General features: G+C 46.2%; 20 protein-coding genes. 9 read left to right on the forward strand and 11 right to left on the reverse strand.

The annotated features are described in order from the left end of the window. Positions 1-56 precede the first annotated feature (56 nt). Genes A3773_RS02075 through A3773_RS02085 form a run of 3 tightly spaced genes read left to right on the forward strand, consistent with a single transcriptional unit; the run spans position 57 to position 3,275 of the window. Positions 57-1,466 carry a HAMP domain-containing sensor histidine kinase gene (locus A3773_RS02075; protein WP_067982371.1) on the forward strand — a complete coding sequence of 470 codons (1,410 nt, stop codon included), beginning with the start codon at positions 57-59 and terminating at the stop codon, positions 1,464-1,466. Beyond that, positions 1,459-1,953, forward strand: a complete 495-nt coding sequence (locus A3773_RS02080; protein ID WP_067982374.1) for a hypothetical protein — start codon at positions 1,459-1,461, stop codon at positions 1,951-1,953. Before A3773_RS02075 ends, A3773_RS02080 begins: the two co-directional genes overlap by 8 nt. Beyond that, entirely contained in the window at positions 1,950-3,275 is a 1,326-nt protein-coding gene (locus A3773_RS02085) for a sigma 54-interacting transcriptional regulator (protein WP_067982376.1), read from the forward strand. Before A3773_RS02080 ends, A3773_RS02085 begins: the two co-directional genes overlap by 4 nt. Positions 3,276-3,297: 22 nt before the next feature. Here A3773_RS02085 and A3773_RS02090 read toward each other — a convergent pair whose 3' ends face one another. From A3773_RS02090 to purU, 4 genes are all read right to left on the reverse strand, one after another. Further along, entirely contained in the window at positions 3,298-4,083 is a 786-nt protein-coding gene (locus A3773_RS02090) for a replication protein P (RefSeq protein ID WP_082800516.1), read from the reverse strand. Next, on the reverse strand, positions 4,001-4,924 hold the full coding sequence (locus A3773_RS02095; protein ID WP_067982382.1) for a DnaT-like ssDNA-binding domain-containing protein: 924 nt from the start codon (positions 4,922-4,924) through the stop codon (positions 4,001-4,003). The genes A3773_RS02090 and A3773_RS02095 overlap by 83 nt, the downstream gene beginning before the upstream one ends. Positions 4,925-4,994: 70 nt before the next feature. Continuing rightward, positions 4,995-5,402: a CBS domain-containing protein gene (locus tag A3773_RS02100; protein ID WP_067982385.1), complete on the reverse strand. Its 408-nt coding sequence runs from the start codon at positions 5,400-5,402 to the stop codon at positions 4,995-4,997. 149 nt (positions 5,403-5,551) lie between these two features. Next, positions 5,552-6,406 carry a formyltetrahydrofolate deformylase gene (gene purU / locus A3773_RS02105; RefSeq protein WP_067982386.1) on the reverse strand — a complete coding sequence of 285 codons (855 nt, stop codon included), beginning with the start codon at positions 6,404-6,406 and terminating at the stop codon, positions 5,552-5,554. A gap of 167 nt (positions 6,407-6,573) precedes the next feature. Between purU and A3773_RS02110 the strand changes: the two genes are divergently transcribed. From A3773_RS02110 to A3773_RS02135, 6 genes are all read left to right on the forward strand, one after another. Beyond that, positions 6,574-8,106, forward strand: coding sequence for a thymidine phosphorylase family protein (locus A3773_RS02110; protein ID WP_067982391.1), 1,533 nt, complete (start codon positions 6,574-6,576; stop codon positions 8,104-8,106). Further along, positions 8,103-8,981: a ribose-phosphate pyrophosphokinase gene (locus A3773_RS02115; protein WP_067982394.1), complete on the forward strand. Its 879-nt coding sequence runs from the start codon at positions 8,103-8,105 to the stop codon at positions 8,979-8,981. Before A3773_RS02110 ends, A3773_RS02115 begins: the two co-directional genes overlap by 4 nt. Beyond that, on the forward strand, positions 8,968-9,594 hold the full coding sequence (locus A3773_RS02120; RefSeq protein WP_231902113.1) for an alpha-ketoglutarate-dependent dioxygenase AlkB family protein: 627 nt from the start codon (positions 8,968-8,970) through the stop codon (positions 9,592-9,594). The genes A3773_RS02115 and A3773_RS02120 overlap by 14 nt, the downstream gene beginning before the upstream one ends. A 92-nt stretch (positions 9,595-9,686) precedes the next feature. After that, on the forward strand, positions 9,687-10,835 hold the full coding sequence (locus A3773_RS02125; protein ID WP_067982397.1) for a GAF and PAS domain-containing protein: 1,149 nt from the start codon (positions 9,687-9,689) through the stop codon (positions 10,833-10,835). 165 nt (positions 10,836-11,000) lie between these two features. After that, positions 11,001-12,335 carry a putative bifunctional diguanylate cyclase/phosphodiesterase gene (locus tag A3773_RS02130; protein WP_269454468.1) on the forward strand — a complete coding sequence of 445 codons (1,335 nt, stop codon included), beginning with the start codon at positions 11,001-11,003 and terminating at the stop codon, positions 12,333-12,335. Positions 12,336-12,559: 224 nt separating this feature from the next. Then, complete coding sequence (locus tag A3773_RS02135) at positions 12,560-12,880, forward strand: hypothetical protein (protein ID WP_067982402.1); 321 nt, start codon at positions 12,560-12,562, stop codon at positions 12,878-12,880. 78 nt (positions 12,881-12,958) lie between these two features. Here the strand turns inward: A3773_RS02135 and A3773_RS02140 are convergent, their stop codons facing one another. The 7 genes from A3773_RS02140 to groL all read right to left on the reverse strand — a co-directional run bounded on the left by A3773_RS02140 (position 12,959) and on the right by groL (position 20,985). Further along, the gene (locus A3773_RS02140; RefSeq protein WP_067982406.1) at positions 12,959-13,339 is read right to left on the reverse strand and encodes a c-type cytochrome; all 381 of its coding nucleotides are present in this window, start codon (positions 13,337-13,339) and stop codon (positions 12,959-12,961) included. 224 nt (positions 13,340-13,563) lie between these two features. Beyond that, entirely contained in the window at positions 13,564-15,069 is a 1,506-nt protein-coding gene (locus A3773_RS02145; RefSeq protein ID WP_067982408.1) for a fumarate hydratase, read from the reverse strand. Positions 15,070-15,347: 278 nt separating this feature from the next. After that, a complete protein-coding gene (locus A3773_RS02150; RefSeq protein ID WP_075109455.1) occupies positions 15,348-16,196 on the reverse strand; it encodes a prenyltransferase in 849 nt (282 codons plus the stop codon). Between the two features lie 25 nt (positions 16,197-16,221). Further along, the gene (gene trhP, locus A3773_RS02155) at positions 16,222-17,598 is read right to left on the reverse strand and encodes a prephenate-dependent tRNA uridine(34) hydroxylase TrhP (protein WP_067982414.1); all 1,377 of its coding nucleotides are present in this window, start codon (positions 17,596-17,598) and stop codon (positions 16,222-16,224) included. Positions 17,599-17,650: 52 nt separating this feature from the next. After that, complete coding sequence (thpR, locus tag A3773_RS02160; protein ID WP_067982417.1) at positions 17,651-18,211, reverse strand: RNA 2',3'-cyclic phosphodiesterase; 561 nt, start codon at positions 18,209-18,211, stop codon at positions 17,651-17,653. A gap of 108 nt (positions 18,212-18,319) precedes the next feature. Beyond that, the gene (locus tag A3773_RS02165) at positions 18,320-19,192 is read right to left on the reverse strand and encodes a coiled-coil domain-containing protein (RefSeq protein WP_067982420.1); all 873 of its coding nucleotides are present in this window, start codon (positions 19,190-19,192) and stop codon (positions 18,320-18,322) included. A gap of 146 nt (positions 19,193-19,338) precedes the next feature. Then, positions 19,339-20,985: a chaperonin GroEL gene (groL, locus tag A3773_RS02170; protein WP_067982423.1), complete on the reverse strand. Its 1,647-nt coding sequence runs from the start codon at positions 20,983-20,985 to the stop codon at positions 19,339-19,341. Between the last annotated feature and the right edge of the window lie 79 nt (positions 20,986-21,064).

A 21,064-nucleotide genomic window follows, 5' to 3' on the forward strand; every position in this document is an offset into this window, starting at 1 on the left:
TAAAGGCCTATTCATGGATAATAGTCATACACTTGTTTAATTAAATGTCCTATTAAATGTCTAATCACAATCGGCGCGGTTGGCGCTTAAGTTCACTAAAACAGTTAGTGCTGCTTTCATTTTTAGTCGTAGTCACGCCGTTCGGCATCTTAATCTACTACGCAACCGATGCGCTTGTTGAGCAATCAGCAGAGGGGCGTGTGCTTGCAAAACAAGCATTAGAGGTAACGCGACGCGGACAACGCTTAGAAGGCCTTGCAGAAGACATTACCCGTTCAGCACGTCAATACCAGATTCTAGCCAAACCAGAGATCAAACAACGCTTAACGCAGAACCTGCTTGATTACCGGGAACAGCTTTCTATCCACAGTTTTATACTGACAAAAGTGGAACAGCTTAACCAAATAAACGCGCTATTAGACAATATTGAACAATCGAACGCGGAAGACGCTAACAACCTGCTCGGGTTTACACGCGACATAAACCAGCAAGTGGACCTGATTCTTGATCAACGGTTACAAGCACTCAACTCAACCGCCCAACACACACAAACGCAACTCAGTACCCTCGCGCTGATTTTACTTGTCATCGAGATGCTCTTAATTCTGTTTTTTAGTTTTAGTATTATTCGCCCTGTTCGCCGGATTGCTGACCGAATACAAGCCTTAGGTACAGGTGAAGAATATACTGGCGCGATGGTCGGTGGGCCGGATGAACTCGTCGAACTTGAACAACAGCTTGATTGGCTGACCGAACGCCTGGCAGAAGTAGAAAACGAAAAACAGCGATTCTTACGTCACATGTCCCATGAATTAAAGACCCCCCTCACCACGCTACGCGAGGGATCTGATCTATTAGCTGACCAGATTACGGGCCCCTTAAATCAAAGCCAGATGGAAGTCACTCAACTACTACAAAGCAACTCAAGGCAGTTACAGTCATTAATTGAACAGTTACTGGACTACAGCCGTTTACATCAAAATGAGTCCGTTAACTTCCACCCGGTAAAACTACTGCCCGTTTTCATAGAAGCGATTGAGCCGTACAAATTACTGCTTGAGCAAAAAAAGATACACCTAACCCTGCCTAAAGAAGAGCATGAATGGACCACCGATCGAGCGATGCTGGTACGTATTATTAGTAACTTAGTGTCCAATGCGGCTCTTTATGGCAGCAACGAAGGTGATCTAACACTCAGCATCGAACACACTAACGAGCACTGCCTCATTCATGTAGAAAATGATGGACCCACCATCCCCCTTAAAGATGTTCCGCTGCTATTTGAACCGTTTTATCAAGGCCAAAATAGACGGCAAGGGCCGGTCAAAGGCTCAGGCATAGGCCTCAGTATTGTCCATGATGCCGCCGAATCCTTAGGCGCAACAGTGACATTAAGCAAAAATGAAAATCATCGCGTTGGTTTTAGCGTTTGCCTTCCCATTTCGGAGCACCCTATTAATGATTAGATCTCTACCCATTATTTTATGTCTACTTATCTTACAAGGTTGCGAACTACAGGAGACCAAACCGCCGGTTGAAGTAGAACCCATTTCGGAACAGAAAAGCTGTCGCATTGAAGCGGCAAACTTAGATCGCTTACAAAAAATAGAAAAACTGTTCTTAGAAAACCCAGAGCGCCGCAGCCGTATAATGCAAAACGCGATCCGGGATAAAGATCAGACCCTGCTCGCACTGCTTCTATCCACCCCTTTATCCTCAAAAGAGCAGTTACAACAAGCCAAACGTTATTATGCTAAGTTTGTACTTTATCCAGATAAAGCCTGCCCTGGTGACCGGTACTTTGACCTGAGGGATCAGCTAACCTCTGCCCTGCTATGGATGAGAGCCGAGCAAGATAACCTACTACAAGAAAACAAAACCTTGCAGATAAAAATAGATGCCTTAACCCAAATAGAGACTGATCTCAGCAAAGATAGAGAGAATCAGGAATGAAACCTCATATCCTCTTAGTCGATGATGACGCCTCCTTGCTTAAATTATTATCCATGCGTTTAAGCGCCAGTGGCTACCAGATCAGCTGCGCCGAAAGCGCCGAAGAAGCATTAGAGGTGTTAAGCGAAAAGATCGACCTCCTCGTGACCGACTTGCGTATGGAAGGTATGGATGGCATGGCGCTGTTTAAGCAGGTTCAACGTCTGTACCCACAACTGCCCGTTGTCATCATTACCGCCCACGGATCGATCCCCGAAGCCGTAACGGCCACCCAACAGGGGGTATTTGGTTTTTTAACGAAACCGATCGACCGTGATCAGCTCATGCAAAACATTGAAGCGGCCTTAGCCAGCACCAGCCGCAGCGAAGGCGAATGGCGTAACAACATCATTAGCCGCAGCCAGACTATGGAGCAACTGCTCCAAGAAGCAGAACAGATTGCGGGATCAGACGTTAGCGTCCTTATCACGGGCGCAAGCGGGAGTGGTAAAGAGCTACTCGCCAATGCGATCCACAAAGCCAGCTCCCGTTGTAAAAAACCTTTTATTGCGATCAACTGTGGTGCGCTGCCAGAACAACTACTGGAGTCCGAACTTTTCGGCCACAGTAAAGGCGCATTCACCGGCGCGGTCAACAAACATGAGGGCCTGTTTCAAGCGGCAAATGGCGGCACTTTATTCCTAGATGAAATCGGTGACATGCCAACACCACTTCAGGTAAAACTACTTAGGGTGCTACAAGAACGTCATATTCGCCCCGTCGGTAGCACGGAGACCATTGCCGTTGATGTGCGCGTTATCTCCGCAACCCATCGAGATCTCGAACAGGCGATGCAGGACAAGAGCTTTAGGGAGGATCTTTTCTATCGCCTTAATGTCGTCAATCTACACCTGCCCCCACTAAAAGACCGCCCTGAGGATATTCCACCCTTGGCGCGCTATTTTGTCGAGCAGGCAGCACTACGACACAACCCAAAAGTTAAAAGCATTTCCAGCGCAGCACTGCAAGTATTGGCCCAAGCCTCATGGCCGGGCAACGTGCGCCAACTCGAAAATATCATTGAGAAAGTGACCGCCTTAAGCAACACCCCCATTATCTCTGACACCGCGATTCATCGCGCATTGGCCAATCAAGAGCAGGTCATTGCTAACTTTAATGATGCAAGGGCAGAGTTTGAAAAACGGTACCTCTGTAAAGTGCTACAGATCACCGAGGGGAATGTGACTCAAGCGGCGAAAATAGCTGGCCGCAACCGTACGGACTTTTATAAGTTACTCAAAAAACACGCGCTCGAAGCCTCGGATTACAAGAGCGACGAGTAAGCACCTATATCGCAGCGATGCACTACGACTGATAGTCATCGGGTAAGGTAATCCCCATAGCATTAGCGTCAACCTGAGCCAGTGCTTTGAAACGTTCGCGGACTTTTGACCCTTTAGGTTTAGTCAGATAGAACAGCCACTTACTCGCGACCTCAGGTTTGAGTTGATGCTCCGCGCCCCAAGATTGAATAAAGGAAAAGAGGGAATCATCGCTTTTATCGGGAAGCGCAACAGGCACCGGGTTATCTAAGCGCTCGCCTGAACGAATCCGGCGACAGATCACATCGTAGTTATAACGAAAGTCAGGGTACACATCGACAGCATCTTCAGTGCGTAAACGAAACCACCCCGTCGCTTTACCGGCATGGTAGACCGCAGGGTGGGTCCACTCATGATGGGACGCACTCTCTGAGAAATTACAGGCTTCTTCATAAGCATGTTTAGCGATCGGTAGACCAAAGTCACCGGTTAAATTGCGTAAGACCTTGATAAACTCAGATATAGTCGGCATCCACGCACTGTTTTCTTTACAGTAATCAATCGCCGCCACCAGCTCATTTTCTGTATAACCACCTAAGCTCAACGCCCATTCACGTTTTGCTATACGGATCTCATCTTGCGTTTCAAAACAGCTTTTGAATTTATGCCCATAGATCGCCATAAAGCGAGCAAAGATCATATTCACAAAGGTTTTAACTTCGACGCTTAACTCTCGAGCATTGTCATCACCAGTCGGTGTCTTTGATGTCCATGACTGCTGCGGTAACCCGTTTTCGCTTCTCGCGAGTATCTCGGCGGGGGTCTTCATGACGTAAACCTGCTTTTTGTTCGTTATTGATACGTTGTTGGCGACCGTCTTGAGTTTGCTTCTTCACCCACTCCCGTTTCACCCAACCTAAGAACTTCTGATCCCAGTTTGTCTCTTTACGATCTTTATCTAACCAATATAGAACAAACTCGTCTAAACAGCTCAGCGCAAACTGCTGCGAAATGTTGTGCCTAGGTAAAAGCGCATATAGATTTTCAGAGGGTTGCCATCCTAATTCCATACCATGCAGCTGTTTATTACGTTGCTCATGCTGCTGAAATAGTACTTGTAATTCATCGCCCTGACGCACCTTTTTAGCCCAACCAATACTGCCACCAAAGGTCGGCGCTGGACCTGCATTCGGGGTAGATGTTGTTTGATAGGTGCTGACTGTCGCATCGGGGTAATAAGGGGTATCTTGTGGTGCTGTAGGGTGAGCGACGACTAACTCGTCTGGTTCATCAAACGAGGAGGATGGCGCAATCGAGCACTCCTCAACAACCGGTAGCCGGCTCACCATCTCAACATCGGATTCACTCTCTTCCGTCTCAGACACCGGCATAAATTTAACACGGACACGCCCATCTTTAGAAAAAGCGATATCCACATACTCTTCAGCGACAAGCACACTGGTTAGCTGCGCCAACCGCTCTTCATCCCAATAAGGTGCTAGCAACAACCATTGCTGGCGAGAAACAATAAATTCAGACGTGGGGCTATTCATAGCCTCGAGCTGTAAACGCTGCTGGTAGAGCGTTAACAACACAGCCGCTTCAACACCTACTTTATGAATAAGAGAGGGGTAGAGCAATATAGGTGTTTCAGGAAAAGAGTAATTCATTAAATAGAACTGACCTTACAAATAAAAAAGCCGCAGTCTAAGCTACGGCTTAAGACATATAATTGAGTGATCAACCGTCCTGAGCAAAATTTTCTACGGCACGTAAAACATCACGGCGACTAATCTGGCCGATCAGTTTACCATCTTTTACCACAGGTAAACGGCGACGTTTGTTATTAATAAATTCTTCCGCCACTTTTATAATATCAGCATCATGGTTTATGGTGTAAACCTCATCCGACATATATTTACCAACCGTGCCACCCATCTCTTCTTCATGATAGGTTAGTGTGAGTATCGCTTTTAAACAATCCACTTCCGACATCAAACCAACCAAGTCACCTTTACTATCAACAACCGGTGCACCTGTAATATGGTTATCCAACAGCGCATTTATCGCTTCAAAAAGATCAGTTTCAGGTGTAAATGTAATCAGGTCATTACACATATAATCTTGAGCTTTTACGGATCTCAACATTAGCATTCCTCCAAGGCAGTCGGTCGCAACTACCAAATATCATAAAACCGGGAAACCGATCACTATCCTAGCGAAACACGCCCGATGTTTTCTTTATATTTACACCTAACGATTAAACCCGCAACAAAATAGAGCTGATCAAGATCAGGTTAATTGAATACAACCGTCTTATTTCCATGCACCAGCACTTTATCTTCTAAGTGCCAACGCAGCCCACGAGACAATACCGTTTTCTCAACATCACGCCCTAAACGCACCATATCGGCAGGCATATCTCGATGCGTAATACGAATAACATCCTGATCAATAATAGGGCCCGCATCAAGTTCCTCTGTCACAAAGTGACAAGTTGCACCGATCAATTTCACTCCCCGCTCATGGGCTTGGTGATAGGGTTTTGCCCCTGCAAACGAAGGCAAAAAACTATGATGAATATTGATAATGCGGTGTGTATACGCTGCACAAATATCTGTTGGTAAAATCTGCATATAGCGAGCAAGTACCACAACATCCGCATCGTGCTGTCGGATAAGCTGACTAACTTGGTCAAAATGCGGTTGTTTATCGGCTTTATCAACAGGTACATGGTGGTAAGGAATCTTGTGCCACTCCACCATACTTCGTAGATCATCATGATTTGAGATCACACACACAATCTCACAATCCAACTCACCCTCATGGTAGCGATACAGCAGATCCGCTAAGCAGTGGGAATCTTTGCTGGCCATCAAAATAACTTTCTTTGGCTGTGCCGAATCGGTCACCTCCCACTCCATATTGAATGATTGGGCAATCGGTGAAAACGCATCTTTAAACTCGTCTAGGGTATAGGGCAGTGTCGTGGCACAGACCTCAACACGCATAAAAAACCAGCCAGAACTACTATCAGAGTGTTGATTGGCGTCAGAGATGGAACCGCCATGGCTAGAAATAAAATTACTGACCATCGCTACAATTCCCACCCGATCGGGGCACGACAAAACCAACCTAAATTTACGTTCCATTTATCCCTGACTCCACAGCACAAAAATCGAGGGGTTATTCTAGCAGCAGTTATCCGCGCAATGTAATTATTATCAACCGCTAATCACCGCCTCTTTTGCATTTTTTCGGTTGTACTTTTCCATTCCACCATTCCCTCATATACTGAAGGGATAAGGAGACTGATTAGATGACTTACACACCCGATAGAATGAATCCTTTAAAAGCCTGCCGTTTAGGTTTAGATACACATCAAGAGCTCACTATCTATTTACGCCAAGACAGCCCTGTCTGTCGTTCAGAAGGTTTTTCTGCCCTATCCCGCGTCCTTGTGCACACAGAAAACCAACATCTAATCGCGACACTACATACCGTTACTGGCGCGCTACTAAGCCCAGGTGAAATCGGGTTTTCCGAGTCCGCATGGAAAAGGATGGCGCTGCAAGAAAACACCTCCGTATGGTTATCACACCCAAAGCCGGTGCAATCTCTCTCGTATATAAGGGCTAAAGTGTACGATAAGGAGTTGTCAGGTGTTCAACTAGAGGAGATCATTAACGACATTGTCGCTGGACGCTATGCGGATGTACATTTAGCCGCTTTTATTACCGCCTGCGGTGGCGATAAACTGAATATTCGAGAGATCACCGATCTCACTAAAGCGATGGTCAACTCGGGTAGCAAAATCGAGTGGGGATTACCCCTCGTCGTTGATAAACATTGCGTCGGTGGGCTACCGGGGAATCGCACGACCCCCATACTGGTATCTATTTTAGCGGCAGCGGGTCTTATTATGCCCAAAACCTCATCCCGGGCGATCACCTCCCCCGCTGGCACTGCCGATACCATGGAAACATTAACGAATGTCGACCTCAGCCTAGAATCCATGCGTGCGGTGGTAGAAAAAGAGGGTGCCTGCTTGGCGTGGGGCGGGTCCGTTAAACTATCCCCATCCGACGACCTATTGATACAAGTTGAACGCGCCTTAGATATCGACAGTGAGGGCCAACTCATTGCGTCCGTATTGTCCAAAAAGATTGCCGCTGGGGCGACTCACGTTGTCATTGATATCCCCGTAGGCCCTACGGCAAAAGTAAGAAGCAATGAGGCGGCAGAAACCCTATCCAATAACTTTAAAGCCGTCGCGGCTACATTAGGGTTAAATATAAGCGTTATGTTTACCGATGGGTCCCAACCCGTTGGCCGCGGCATAGGCCCTGCCCTTGAAGCGAGAGATATCCTCGAAGTGCTCCAAAACGCCCCCTCTATGCCACTCGATCTTAGACAACGATCAGCCGAGGTCGCCGGTGCCATGTTAGAAATGGCTAAAGGTCTCCCCCCCGGCGAAGGCCTTAAAGAAGCCTTAGCGATATTAGACTCAGGCGCCGCTTGGGCTAAGTTCCAAGCGATCTGTCTTGCACAAGGCGCACTTAAGTCACCTCCGATTGCCCCCTACCGATATGAACTTATCGCATCAACTGACGGGGTGGTCACCTGTATTGATAACCGTAAACTGGCCAAAGTCGCCAAACTCGCGGGGGCGCCGGCTGACTTAGCCGCCGGTGTCGATCTCCATTGCAAAATCGGGGATGCGGTTCTCTCCCACCAACCTCTGTTAACGATCCACGCAGAAAGCACCGGTGAATTAAGTTACGCCGTTGAGTATTTAGAGGAACACTTAGATATTATTGAGCTAAGTAGCAGCCAAAAGGCAGACGCATGAAACCACTCTTATTTAATCTAGATTCTGATATTTCATTGGCCAACGCCCTAAAAGATAAACTAGGGGCGGATGCCGGCGAACTAGACACTCGCTACTTCCCCGATGGTGAAAGTTACCTGCGCGTATTAAGTGAGTGTAACAACCGCTCAGTGATTATTTTCTGTAACTTACACCAGCCCAATAACAAAACGCTTAACCTTCTTTTTTTAGCCAGCACAGTGAAAGCACTCGGTGCCAAACGTATAGGCTTAGCGACCCCTTATCTTCCCTACATGCGACAAGATAAGCAGTTCAAACCAGGTGAATGCGTTAGCTCTCGCCCCTTCGCCAAACTCCTTTCAAGTCATTTTGATTGGCTTGTCACCCTTGATCCACACCTACACCGTTACCATTCACTCAGCGAGATTTATAGCCTAGATAGCACGGTCGTCCATGCTGCGCCAATGATTGCCAAGTGGATAAAAAAACATGTTAAACGTCCGCTATTAATTGGACCTGACAGTGAAAGCGAACAATGGGTATCTGACGTTGCCGCACGCGCTAACGCCCCCTTCCAAGTACTCACAAAGGTACGCAAAGGGGATTATCACGTTGAAGTATCCCTACCGCAGGTTGAACAGTGGCATCAGCACACACCCGTATTAGTCGATGATATTATCTCCAGCGGAAAGACCATGCTAAACACGGTACAGCACTTAGCCGCCGCTAAGCTAGCCACCCCCGTATGTATTGGCGTACATGGCCTATTTTCTAACGAGGCCTATGATGAATTAGCTCGTAACGCGACGGTCGTTACCTGTAACTGCATTCCCCACGCCAGTAATAAAATAGACATCAGCGAAGCCTTAGCTGATGCAATCCATGCGCAGCTTTAACACTGACATGACGGATTCCTTATTGACGAAGGAGCAGATACAGCCACCCGATTACTGGTTAAAAAATGACTTTATCGCTGAGCACGATGCCCACGCGTTCTTTACTCAACTATTAACGCAACTGCCTTGGCGACAGGATAAAATTAAGATGTTCGGCAAAGAGGTAGAGATCCCAAGACTGCAAGTCTTTATGGGTGACTCAGGGGTCGAGTACACCTACTCAAATCTCACACTCAATACCCATCCATGGCACCCGACTGTGCTTGAAATTCGCAACCGTATACAGGCGCTTACTGGCAGCACGTTTAATGCTGCGCTGCTCAATTATTACCGAAACGGGCAAGACAGCATGGGCTGGCATCAAGATAACGAGCCTGAATTAGGTGATGCCCCGATCATCGCAAGCGTCTCTCTCGGGGCCTCTCGCCCCTTCATGTTAAGACACCTGACCGATAAGCAGAGAAAAGAGCAGCTCATACTCAACAATGGCTCCCTATTATGGATGGGACCAAAACTGCAAGCCCAATGGCAACACAGCCTCCCTAAAAGACCAACCTCTCAGTCGGCTAGAATCAACCTCACTTTCAGGCAGGTCTTAACGCAAAAAACATAAAACTCATATAGAACAAGTAGTTATTTTTAGCTACTGTAACTGGCCAGCTCTTGCTACTATGTCGAACTCATAATAATAATTAAGATTAGCCCATGCCTAACAGTCACGTAACTCAGAACCCAAAGGTTACTGGAAGTCCTAATACGCAAGAACTCTATGCTATTTTGAATTTCCAAAGCCAAATACTAGAAAAAGTTGCACAAGATGCGACCCCTGAACAGATCTTTGATGACATCTGCCGCTTTATAGAACAATCGATTCCAGCATGTGTCGCTTCTATCATGTTATTTGACAGCGCTCATCAACAACTGCATGTCACCTGCGCCCCCAGTTTGCCGCCTAACGCAATCGATGCGTTCAACGGTCTCGAACCCGCGATTGGTGCAGGCTCGTGCGGTACATCTGCATTTATGGGCATTCCGGTCTTAGCCGTGGATATTGCAAACGACTCCCGATGGGACCACCTACGGGATGTGGCGGAACAATTTGATATTCAAGCCTGCTGGTCATACCCGATCATCCTCGATGAGCATCAGGTTAACGGCACTATAGCCATCTCAAGCTTTACCCCACGTACGCCCCACCCTTTTCATATAAAGCTATTAGAAGCGGCTACAAACGTTATTAGCATCGTACTGAAACGGGTCGACTCGCAAAAAGCGTTAGACCATACCGCTCACCTCCTCAATAACATCACACAAACCATGCCGGGCGCCTTATACCAATACCGGTTAACCGCCAATAAACAACAAGAGTTTACTTACCTAAGCTCGGGCATTAAACAGATGACTGGGGTGTCAGCAGAGGACGCTTGCAACAATTTTGGGTTGATCTGGAAACAAGTTCACCCTGAAGATAAAGCACAACTCTGGACCAGTATTGCCCATGCTAGCCAACACTCGCTTGCTTGGTCCCATGAGTTTAGAATTTTCCATCTGAATGGCGAACTTAAATGGCTACGCGGCTCATCCCTGCTCGAAGAGGAGGTGGTTGACGGCAAACAAATTTGGAATGGCGTATTTCTAGACATAACGCCAGAGAAGGCCTCAATTGAAAAATTAAGGCTTGCAGGTATCGCCTTTTCCAATACAAACGACGGCATTATGATCGCCGATAAAAACAACGTTATTGTTGATATCAACCAAGCGTATGCTGACATATCAGGCTATAGCCGTGAAGAGTTACTTGGCCAAAGCCCGACCCTATTAAAATCCAATAAACACAGCCCAGCCTTTTATTAATCCATCTGGGACACCTTAGAAATACACAAACATTGGCAAGATGAGATCTGGAACAAACGTAAAAGTGGTGAGATCGTTCCCCACTTAGTCAACATCAATGCGGTTCTTGACCCCAGCAGCCAAGAATTAACCCATTATGTCAGTGTACTCGCCGATATCAGTGGCATTAAAGCCTCAGAAGCCAAGCTTTCACACCTTGTCCACCATGACGCCTTAACCAACCTGCCTAACCGTTTACTGTTTAGCGCACGGTTAGACCACGCCATCACCCACCGCAATACAAATGAAAAAATTGCGATGTTACATATGGATTTGGATAGATTTAAACATATCAACGATTCCTTAGGGCATACCTATGGGGATGAGCTGCTCATACAAGTGACCGCACGTCTAACGCAAACATTAAACCCAACCGATATAGTGGCACGGGTGGGCGGCGATGAGTTTTCAATTTTGGTGGAAGAGCTCGACGATAATGATGATGCCTCCCGCGTTGCCGATAATATTGTAGCCGCAATGGAGCAACCGTTTACCCTCAATGGTCACGACTACTTTACGACAGCAAGCATAGGTATCGCGATCGCTCCTGACCATGGAGAGGATATTGATGTTTTAACCAAAAATGCTGATATTGCATTGAATCAGGCAAAAGATTTGGGCCGCAATAACTACGCCCTTTTCCAACCTGAGCTTTCCGAAAGTGTAGAGGAATGGATCAAACTAGAACCGCAATTACGCAAAGCGATTAGCGAAAAACAATTTAGACTGTTCTACCAACCACAAATGGACCGCAGCGGAGACAATATTATTGGCGCAGAAGCCCTTATCCGCTGGCAGCATCCAGAAAGAGGACTTATATCACCGATCCACTTTCTCGGTATTGCGGAAGAGATCGGCCTGATGAAAAAAATAGGCAACTGGGTTCTTGAAGAAGCCTTTCAGCAGCTGGCCATATGGCGACAAGCGGGCCTAAGAAGTTTTAAACTCGCGATCAACCTAGCCAGTGACCAGATCACTAAACAAAACTTACCTGATAAAATCAGCTCACTATTAAACGCCTATAAAATTCCGCCCGATATGATCGAGCTTGAGATCCTCGAAACCTTTCTGCTAGAACACCAGCACGAATCAAGCAAAACCTTTACAGAACTCAGGGCGCTAGGGATCAATTTGGCCCTCGACGATTTTGGAACGGGCTACTCGTCGCTCAGTTATTTAAAAAAACTCCCGATCAATAAAATTAAGATCGACCAATCGCTTGTTCGCGATATACCGGAAGATGCAAACGACGAAGCAATTACCAAAGCAGTGATTCTGCTTGGCCACACATTAGACCTAAAAGTGTGTGCCGAAGGAGTTGAAACCCCCGAACAGCGTGCATTTCTTGAAATTGAAGGCTGTGACCAACTGCAAGGTTACCTCTTTAGCAAACCCATTGATCCCGCAGACTTTAGCAACTTACTACGCCAACATAACCGCTTAGTCGCCCTCGAAGCCTAAAGCGGTTCTCTGACCTAATGGCGCATTGAAAGTACGGGGCTTTGTCATAAAACAGAGCCCCCGTGACAACCTAATGCTATCGACTCTCTCTTTTTTAACAAAAAACCACCCCCGATCTACTGTCACCCCTTGTTTTACTTACAATTTTACTAAATATTTTCTGGCAATACTCAGCTCGACATCTACACTGATAGAGGGTGTAGTGTTTATAAGGGGATGCAGTAATGGGCAACGAAAGTTTATCTAGGCTTTTAAATGAGTGGGAAAATAGAGCGCGAACAATTAATGGCAGAAAAGAGGAAACCTTATCAATTTATCAATGTGATTCCGTAAAGTTAGAAGCATTAGCAATGATGTATAAACTACCCAAAGCGGATGTTGTAGCAACACTTCTACATGAAGCGTTGAATGAACTCGAGGCAAAAATGCCTTATGTTCCGGGAAATAAAGTGATTCGTATTGAAGATGGTGAAGAGATTTACGAAGACAAAGGCCCAATGCCTCGTTATTTAGCTGAACAGAAAAAATTGATTAGTGCGACTTGACCCAGAAACAGCGCCATTAAAAACAAAAAAGCCACCTACTTACGATCGGTGGCTTTATCTTAGCAATCTAGCGCTAAATTACAGTGTTTTTAAGTAAGAGATCAGGTAATCCTGCTCTGCTTTGTCTGTAATTTCAACGTGGCGCATACGTGTTCCAGGCACAAACTGGTCGTTACCCGCAATCCACTGACGTAGGTTATCTTCAGTCCACGTAATCCCCGATTTACGTAGAGCATCAGAATAAGCAAAGCGTGGTAGAGACGCAGCTTCACGACCTACAACACCGATCAAACTAGGACCAAACGCATTTTTGCTGGAGTCCAAAGAGTGACACGCTGAACACTTAGTGAATATTTCTTTACCCGCGGCTTGCATCATGGCCTCAGTATCTGCTGCCACAACAACAGATGAAAAAGAAAGAGACGCAACAAGGCCCATTAAGGCTGCTTGAGTTTTCATTTTCATTCCCCTCTAAATGAATAAAACTATTATTAGGGCCGAGTATATGCCCTCGCGAACCACACAACCGTTGATCTCACGCATGAAAATGTCACTTAATAAAAAATAATAGACTTTATGCCATGCTTGTTTCTACCGGCATAAAAAAACGCAGCCTAATACTACGCCCCTAAGGTTATAGGAACACGTAGCTAGACTGCGCTTTGGCTATCCGCTAATCAAACTTATAGCTGTTTAGCGATAATATCTTTCCACTTAGCAGGACCCGTTGTATGAACAGACTCACCTGAGGTATCCACAGCAACCGTCACGGGCATATCTTTAACTTCAAACTCGTAAATAGCTTCCATTCCCATCTCAGGAAACGCCAACACTTTAGATGAAGTAATCGCTTTTGACACTAAATACGCAGCGCCACCAACAGCCATTAGATAGACCGCTTCGTTATCCTTGATAGCCTCAATCGCAATAGGACCGCGCTCTGATTTACCAATCATACCTAACAAGCCTGTACTTTCTAAAATCTGACGTGTGAACTTATCCATACGCGTTGATGTTGTTGGACCCGCAGGGCCTACGACTTCATCACCCACAGGATCCACTGGACCTACATAATAGATAAAGCGACCTTTAAGATCGACAGGTAGCTCTTCACCGTTATTCAGCATCTCAACCATGCGCTTGTGCGCAGCATCACGTCCAGTAAGCATCTTGCCATTTAGCAAGACGGTCTCACCGACTTTCCACTCTTTCACATCTTCCGGTGTGATCTCGTCCAGATTAACACGACGCGTCGTTGCACCAACCTCGAATGTCACTTCAGGCCAATCATCAAGATTTGGCGGTGTGAGTAAAGCAGGGCCTGTACCATCCAGTGTGAAGTGCGTATGACGAGTAGCCGCACAGTTAGGAATCATACAAACCGGTAAAGATGCAGCATGGGTTGGATAATCCATGATTTTAACATCCATGACCGTTGTTAAACCGCCCAAGCCTTGTGCCCCAATACCTAAGTTATTGACGGCATCCATAATCTCTAAACGTAACTCTTCAACTCGGTTCTGAGGGCCACGTTCGCGCAGTTCATGAATATCCATAGGCTCCATCAGTGACTCTTTCGCCATAACAGCGGCTTTCTCAGCCGTACCACCAATACCTATACCTAACATGCCTGGTGGACACCAGCCGGCACCCATTGTCGGAACCGTTTTAACAACCCAATCAACAATGCTATCAGATGGGTTCAACATCACCATTTTAGATTTGTTTTCAGAACCGCCGCCTTTCGCCGCAACGTGAACCTCAACCTTATCGCCTTCAACAATCTCGTAATGAATAACAGCCGGCGTGTTATCTTTCGTGTTTTGGCGCTTACCCGCAGGATCAGCCAAAATAGACGCACGCAGCACGTTATCGGGATTAAGATAAGCGCGACGAACACCTTCATTCACCATATCAGTGACATTCATTTTAGAATCCCACTGCACATCCATACCCACTTTTAAAAATACAGTCACAATCCCTGTATCCTGACAGATAGGACGCTTACCTTCAGCACACATACGCGAGTTAATGAGGATCTGCGCCATCGCATCTTTTGCGGCTGGATTTTCTTCTTTTAGGTAAGCTTCGTGTACGCCCTTGATAAAATCAAGCGGGTGATAATAAGAGATAAACTGCAAAGCATCAGCAACACTGCTAATGAAATCGTCTTGACGGATTACGCTCATGCGGGGGCTCCATATATGGCTTTATTGTCATAAGGGATGAGTTTGAAAATCGCAAACCAACACCGATTAATGCTGCTCTCGTTAACCACCGGTTTTGTCTGCAATTATCACCCATTAGTGCTCTCTCTGAGGAAAGCTTGAACTGGGGCAGAGTATACACCAAAAGTACCAATAAACGGTGTCGGGCATTGGTATTAGTTAAGGGCGTTAAGAAACTTTCTAGAACAACGGCGGCGCACTCAATTCAGTGTAACACCCCATCATTAAGCGCAACCGTCCTATAAGGCGAGCAAGCAACAATAAACAAGCCCAAAAACAAGATACCCTCTGCCGGTTTCAGGAGTTAATCGACAACGCGCTGTTTTTTCGCGACGTAACAGCCGACAAGGCAACAGAACAACAGGTATGGTAAGTAATGCAAAATAACTCCCAAACAACAGGCCTGCGACGCCCAACAAGATGACCGAAAGGTAAATCGCCGCAATGATTAGTTGGTAGCACAAGACCGCGTTGTCATAACCTATACGCACAGATAGCGTACGAATCCCTTTATCACGATCATCTTCATAGTCTCTAATTTCGTTACTTAACAGCAACAGCGAGGCAAAGAGACTAACGGGGATGGCAAGATAAAACACCTCAAGCGTAACCCCCTTAGCTTGAATAAAATAAGCCCCCACCACCATCAACACCCCCATCAACCAAAATACGGCGATAACGGCCAAACCGCGGCGTTTATAGTTAATCGGTTCTAAGGTATAGCCCAGCGCGCCAAAGAGGCCCACCAAGCTTAATAGCAGCAACAAGGGGCCCGAGAGGTAAATAAGGTATACACCGATAGTCGCCGCCAATAAAAAACAGCCTAGACCGATCTTGCCGTTTCGTTTTATCTGCTGTTGGGCCCCTTCATATTTAGCCGCATCAAGCTGGGCTAAATCTGAATAATCGTTAATAAGATTGACACCCGCTTGCAGTAACAGACCGGCACAGAGAATGAGTGATGCACTCACAAGATCAGTGAAGCCATCTTTATACGCGGCAATGATACCTGTCAGGCACACGATCAAAGCCACACTCAATGAGAATGGCCTTAATGCCCGCCTAAACAGGTATTTTTCAACATACATCGTCTTACAGCATCATCAGTCGTGATTATGCCTGACGACTATAGTCTGGAGCGTTCGGCAGGTCCCGCATAATCAAGGCATATTCAGGGTCGCACTCTAACGCCATAGGAATTTTCATCACATGACCTGAGCCGGGTGCCACATCTGCGGGCTTCCCTTTCTTATCAATCATCTCATCCAAGGTGAATTTATGATTGCCATAGGGGGTCATCAGCTCGAGCGTATCGCCTTTTAAAAAGCGGTTACGTACATCCACCTCTAACATCCCCGCCTGCTTATCATACCCCATGACTTCACCAACAAACTGTTGATGGACGCCCACTGAGTTACCGGTTTCATAGTTTTGATATTCATCATGGACATGACGGCGATAGAAACCTTCGGTGTAACCGCGGCTCGCCAAGTTCTCTAGCTCATCCATCAGCTGCATATCAAACGGCTTACCCGCCACCGCATCATCAATTGCTTTACGGTATACCTGAGCCGTACGAGCAACATAGTAATGGGATTTGGTTCGCCCCTCTATTTTCAATGAATCAACCCCCATCGCCGCTAAGCGATGCACATGCTGAATAGCACGCAGATCTTTTGAATTCATAATATAGGTGCCATGTTCATCTTCGAACGCGGGCATAAATTCACCGGGGCGCGTCTCCTCCTGCAGCAGGAAGATACGATCAGTTGGCTCACCCTCACCTAATGCTGGCTGACTCGTCTGAGCAAGCGCCTCTGCTTTAGGATCAAATTGTTCGACCGGAACGACATCACCCGACTCATCCACTTTGGCCTCATGGGCATCATACTTCCACCGACATGAGTTGGTACAGGTGCCTTGGTTTGGATCACGTTTATTAATGTAACCCGATAACAAGCAACGTCCTGAATACGCAATACACAGCGCCCCATGAACGAACACCTCAATCTCCATTTCAGGACAACGTTGGCGAATCTCTTCCACTTCGTCTAAAGACAGTTCACGTGAAAGAATCACCCGTTCGACACCCATGGCATGCCAAAATTTAACCGCCGCCCAATTCATCGTATTTGCTTGTACAGACAGATGGATCGGCACATCAGGGAAGTGCTCTTTCACCAGATAAATCAATCCAGGGTCCGACATGATTAAGGCGTCAGGCCCCATGGCAATGATCGGACGCAAATCATCAATATAGGTTTTTAGCTTGCTGTTGTGGGGCAAGATATTACTGGCGAGGAAAAACTTTTTCCCTAAGCGGTGAGCAAGATCAATCCCTTCACCTAAGTTTTCCATATTGAAGTCGTTGTTGCGAACACGCAAACTATAACGAGGCTGGCCTGCATAAACAGCGTCTGCACCATAAGCAAACGCATATTTCATGTTTTTAAGTGTCCCTGCAGGGGACAGGAGTTCTGGAGTTCGCATAATAATATGATTTTCTTAAATTCGAATAGAGCGATAAACCCTAATTATATAACTAGGCTAAATCCTGTAATGGAATTTCAAATAGCGGCGTGTAGATAGAGCCATCTTCACCCTGCTTACTCTGAAACAGGACAACCGAATCGGCGAGACTAAAGATATCGATTGCAGGCCAACTTTCCGGCGTTTTAAACTTATTAATCCCCGGCAAACGGCCTAAGGTAATATGAGGTTTAAAATCTTCGTCCGCATGATTTACATCGGCTGCATCAGCCACATCCACCATCAGGTCATGTAAGGACTCAAGTTCTTGGTTTACATCAGGTAGCGCAGCAATTAATGCCAAGCTTCTACTGACACGGTAATACTCAGCCGCATTAATATGTACTTGAAAAGAGCTAAAATCAGCCAGTTTCTCACGCGCACAACGCTCAAGTTCTTCGACTTGTTCAAGCGAAATACCTCCGAGAAAACACAATGTCAGATGGTAACGATCTGAATCTACCCAACTGACCTCTGTTTTTCGATCATATTCACACAGCGTGTCAGCATGATCCGCCAACCAACGTACAACTGAATCGGGTAAGGTTAGTGCAAAGAAAGCACGGATTTTCATGGAGGTTAAAACTATCCCTATCTATGAATAAGCGTGTATTTTGCCTTCAAGGGATGCACTTAGCAAACCCTTGAAAGCGATTTATAGATCGGTTTTTGACCAATGGACTTATTTTTGTTCTAAAAGCAATTGCATATTATTCAGCTTTTGCTTCACTTGCAGTAGATCTTGGTTAAGCTGTCGACGTGTACCATCAAAAGCGCGCACGGCCTGCTCGTTCACTTTAACCCGTCGCTCTAGGCCATCAGTACTCTTACCTTCTAATCGCGTTACACGATCAGTCAAAGCCCGCTGCGCTTTCAGGACTTCATCCAGCTGCTCTTGTACCAGTTCAGTGCCGGTTCTGACTTCGGTTTCAATACGCGCAACCCGTTTAGTCATATTGGCTATTTCAGTATTCACCGCTTTTTTAAGCTTCGCATTGTCCGCCTTTAAACCCGCCAAGGCTTTTAGCTGCTTCTCTTGGCTCGCCGCTTGCTCTTGTAACGCTTTAAGCGTTGCCTGCTGGGCCTTAATCTGATCACCCTGCTCTTTAATGAGTGGCGCATTCTTTTGGTGAGCGATCGCCCATAACTTAGCAATCTCTGAATCCAACTGTTTATCTTTCTGTTTAAGGCTCTCTTCTAACGAGGAGACATTACCTTGTATCGCCTGTCCCGACTGTTCAGCACCCTGCTCAGTTTGCTTTAACAACTCTTTTAACTCTTCAATCTGTTGTTGAGCTTGGCTGAATGTGGCTTCTTTCTGTTTTTGGGCATCATACATATCAAAGCCAAAATACCCCAATGCCGATACCGCCACGATTAACACAATGCTGACCAATGCCTGCAAAAAACCACCTGAGCGTTGCGGCTCAGCCGCAGGCGTTGTTGCATGGGGCTTCACGTCTGGAGTAGACGACGTAATGGGCGTAGAGCGACGGTCATCCAGAGGTTCGGCTGGCCCCATATTTGGCACATTAATATCATCATCACGATTCATGATTATCCGCTCATCCATTACATACAAAGTTAAAATTTAGGTCTATTTTACGCACAAATAAAAAGCCCCGCAAAATGCGGGGCTCAGTATTACTAAATAGCTAATCAAACAACCAATTAACTATTTATAGCAGCAAGGGAGATGAATTACATCATTCCGCCCATACCGCCCATACCACCCATGCCGCCCATATCAGGCATAGCAGCACCACCTTCAGAGGGTTTATCAGCAATCATCGCTTCAGTCGTAATCATCAAGCCAGCAACCGATGCTGCAGCTTGAAGCGCTGAACGAGTTACTTTAGCTGGGTCCAGAATACCCATCTCGATCATATCACCGTATTCACCAGATGCAGCATTGTAACCAAAGTTACCTTCACCCTTCTCACGAATATTCGCAACGATAACAGATCCTTCATCGCCAGAGTTAGCAACGATCTGACGAAGCGGTGCTTCTAGTGCACGGAACGCAAGTTCGATACCAACATTCTGGTCATGGTTATCACCTTTAAGGTCTTTAACCATGTCCATAGCACGAATTAGCGCAACACCACCACCAGGTACAACACCTTCTTCAACCGCCGCGCGAGTAGCATGCAACGCATCTTCTACACGTGCTTTCTTCTCTTTCATTTCTACTTCAGTTGCCGCGCCCACTTTGATAACAGCTACGCCGCCAGCAAGTTTAGCTACACGCTCTTGTAGTTTTTCACGATCGTAATCAGACGATGTTTCTTCCATCTGCGCACGGATCTGGTTAACACGTGCTTCAATCGTATCAGCAGCGCCAATACCATCAACAAGTGTTGTGTTTTCTTTTGTGATTGATACGCGTTTCGCTTGACCTAGCTGCTCTAGCGTCGCTTCTTCTAGCGTCAAACCAACTTCTTCAGAGATAACCGTACCGCCGGTTAGGATCGCGATGTCTTCAAGCATTGCTTTACGACGATCACCAAAACCAGGCGCTTTAACCGCAGCAACTTTTACGATGCCACGCATGTTGTTAACGACTAATGTTGCTAGGGCTTCACCTTCAACGTCTTCAGCAATAATCAGTAGAGGACGAGATGCTTTAGCAACCTGTTCAAGAATAGGTAGAAGGTCACGGATATTAGAGATTTTTTTATCAACTAGCAGAATAAATGGCTGTTCAACTTCAACAGACATGCTTTCCTGGTTGTTGATAAAGTATGGTGATAGGTAACCACGGTCGAACTGCATGCCTTCAACAACATCAAGTTCATTCTCCAGTGCATTACCTTCTTCAACGGTAATAACACCTTCTTTACCCACACGATCCATCGCTTCCGCAATGATTTCGCCCACTTGAAGGTCAGCATTGGCAGAGATCGTACCAACCTGAGCAATCGCTTTACTATCCGCACATGGAACAGCCATTTTTTTGATCTGCTCAACAACCGCAGCCGATGCTTTATCGATACCGCGTTTAAGATCCATTGGGTTCATGCCTGCAGCAACAGATTTCAAACCTTCATTCACGATCGCTTGAGCTAGAACAGTCGCTGTTGTAGTACCATCACCCGCAACATCGTTAGCCTGCGACGCAACTTCTTTAACCATCTGAGCGCCCATATTTTCGAACTTATCTTCTAGTTCGATCTCTTTCGCTACAGATACACCGTCTTTAGTTACGGTTGGTGCGCCAAATGACTTATCTAATACAACGTTACGTCCTTTTGGACCTAGTGTCGTTTTAACTGCGTCAGCTAGAATATTTACGCCGCTAAGCATACGTTGACGAGCATCGTTCCCAAATAATACTTCTTTAGACATCTTGAAAATCCTGTATTCAAAAATTCTTTAAACAAAACGTTCTACTGAACGTAGATACCTGCGAAAAGTTAAGCTGGAA

It is taken from the genome of Neptuniibacter pectenicola (assembly GCF_001597735.1).
Classification (GTDB): Bacteria; Pseudomonadota; Gammaproteobacteria; order Pseudomonadales; family Balneatricaceae; genus Neptuniibacter; species Neptuniibacter pectenicola.

Bases quoted from the DNA above. Each gene is read 5' to 3' on its own strand.
- A3773_RS02075 (WP_067982371.1), top strand. From the start codon at position 57: ATGTCTAATCACAATCGGCGCGGTTGGCGCTTAAGTTCACTAAAACAG.
- A3773_RS02080 (WP_067982374.1), top strand. From the start codon at position 1,459: ATGATTAGATCTCTACCCATTATTTTATGTCTACTTATCTTACAAGGT.
- A3773_RS02085 (WP_067982376.1), top strand. From the start codon at position 1,950: ATGAAACCTCATATCCTCTTAGTCGATGATGACGCCTCCTTGCTTAAA.
- A3773_RS02090 (WP_082800516.1), bottom strand. From the start codon at position 4,083: ATGAAGACCCCCGCCGAGATACTCGCGAGAAGCGAAAACGGGTTACCG.
- A3773_RS02095 (WP_067982382.1), bottom strand. From the start codon at position 4,924: ATGAATTACTCTTTTCCTGAAACACCTATATTGCTCTACCCCTCTCTT.
- A3773_RS02100 (WP_067982385.1), bottom strand. From the start codon at position 5,402: ATGTTGAGATCCGTAAAAGCTCAAGATTATATGTGTAATGACCTGATT.
- purU (WP_067982386.1), bottom strand. From the start codon at position 6,406: ATGGAACGTAAATTTAGGTTGGTTTTGTCGTGCCCCGATCGGGTGGGA.
- A3773_RS02110 (WP_067982391.1), top strand. From the start codon at position 6,574: ATGACTTACACACCCGATAGAATGAATCCTTTAAAAGCCTGCCGTTTA.
- A3773_RS02115 (WP_067982394.1), top strand. From the start codon at position 8,103: ATGAAACCACTCTTATTTAATCTAGATTCTGATATTTCATTGGCCAAC.
- A3773_RS02120 (WP_231902113.1), top strand. From the start codon at position 8,968: ATGCGCAGCTTTAACACTGACATGACGGATTCCTTATTGACGAAGGAG.
- A3773_RS02125 (WP_067982397.1), top strand. From the start codon at position 9,687: ATGCCTAACAGTCACGTAACTCAGAACCCAAAGGTTACTGGAAGTCCT.
- A3773_RS02135 (WP_067982402.1), top strand. From the start codon at position 12,560: ATGGGCAACGAAAGTTTATCTAGGCTTTTAAATGAGTGGGAAAATAGA.
- A3773_RS02140 (WP_067982406.1), bottom strand. From the start codon at position 13,339: ATGAAAACTCAAGCAGCCTTAATGGGCCTTGTTGCGTCTCTTTCTTTT.
- A3773_RS02145 (WP_067982408.1), bottom strand. From the start codon at position 15,069: ATGAGCGTAATCCGTCAAGACGATTTCATTAGCAGTGTTGCTGATGCT.
- A3773_RS02150 (WP_075109455.1), bottom strand. From the start codon at position 16,196: ATGTATGTTGAAAAATACCTGTTTAGGCGGGCATTAAGGCCATTCTCA.
- trhP (WP_067982414.1), bottom strand. From the start codon at position 17,598: ATGCGAACTCCAGAACTCCTGTCCCCTGCAGGGACACTTAAAAACATG.
- thpR (WP_067982417.1), bottom strand. From the start codon at position 18,211: ATGAAAATCCGTGCTTTCTTTGCACTAACCTTACCCGATTCAGTTGTA.
- A3773_RS02165 (WP_067982420.1), bottom strand. From the start codon at position 19,192: ATGAATCGTGATGATGATATTAATGTGCCAAATATGGGGCCAGCCGAA.
- groL (WP_067982423.1), bottom strand. From the start codon at position 20,985: ATGTCTAAAGAAGTATTATTTGGGAACGATGCTCGTCAACGTATGCTT.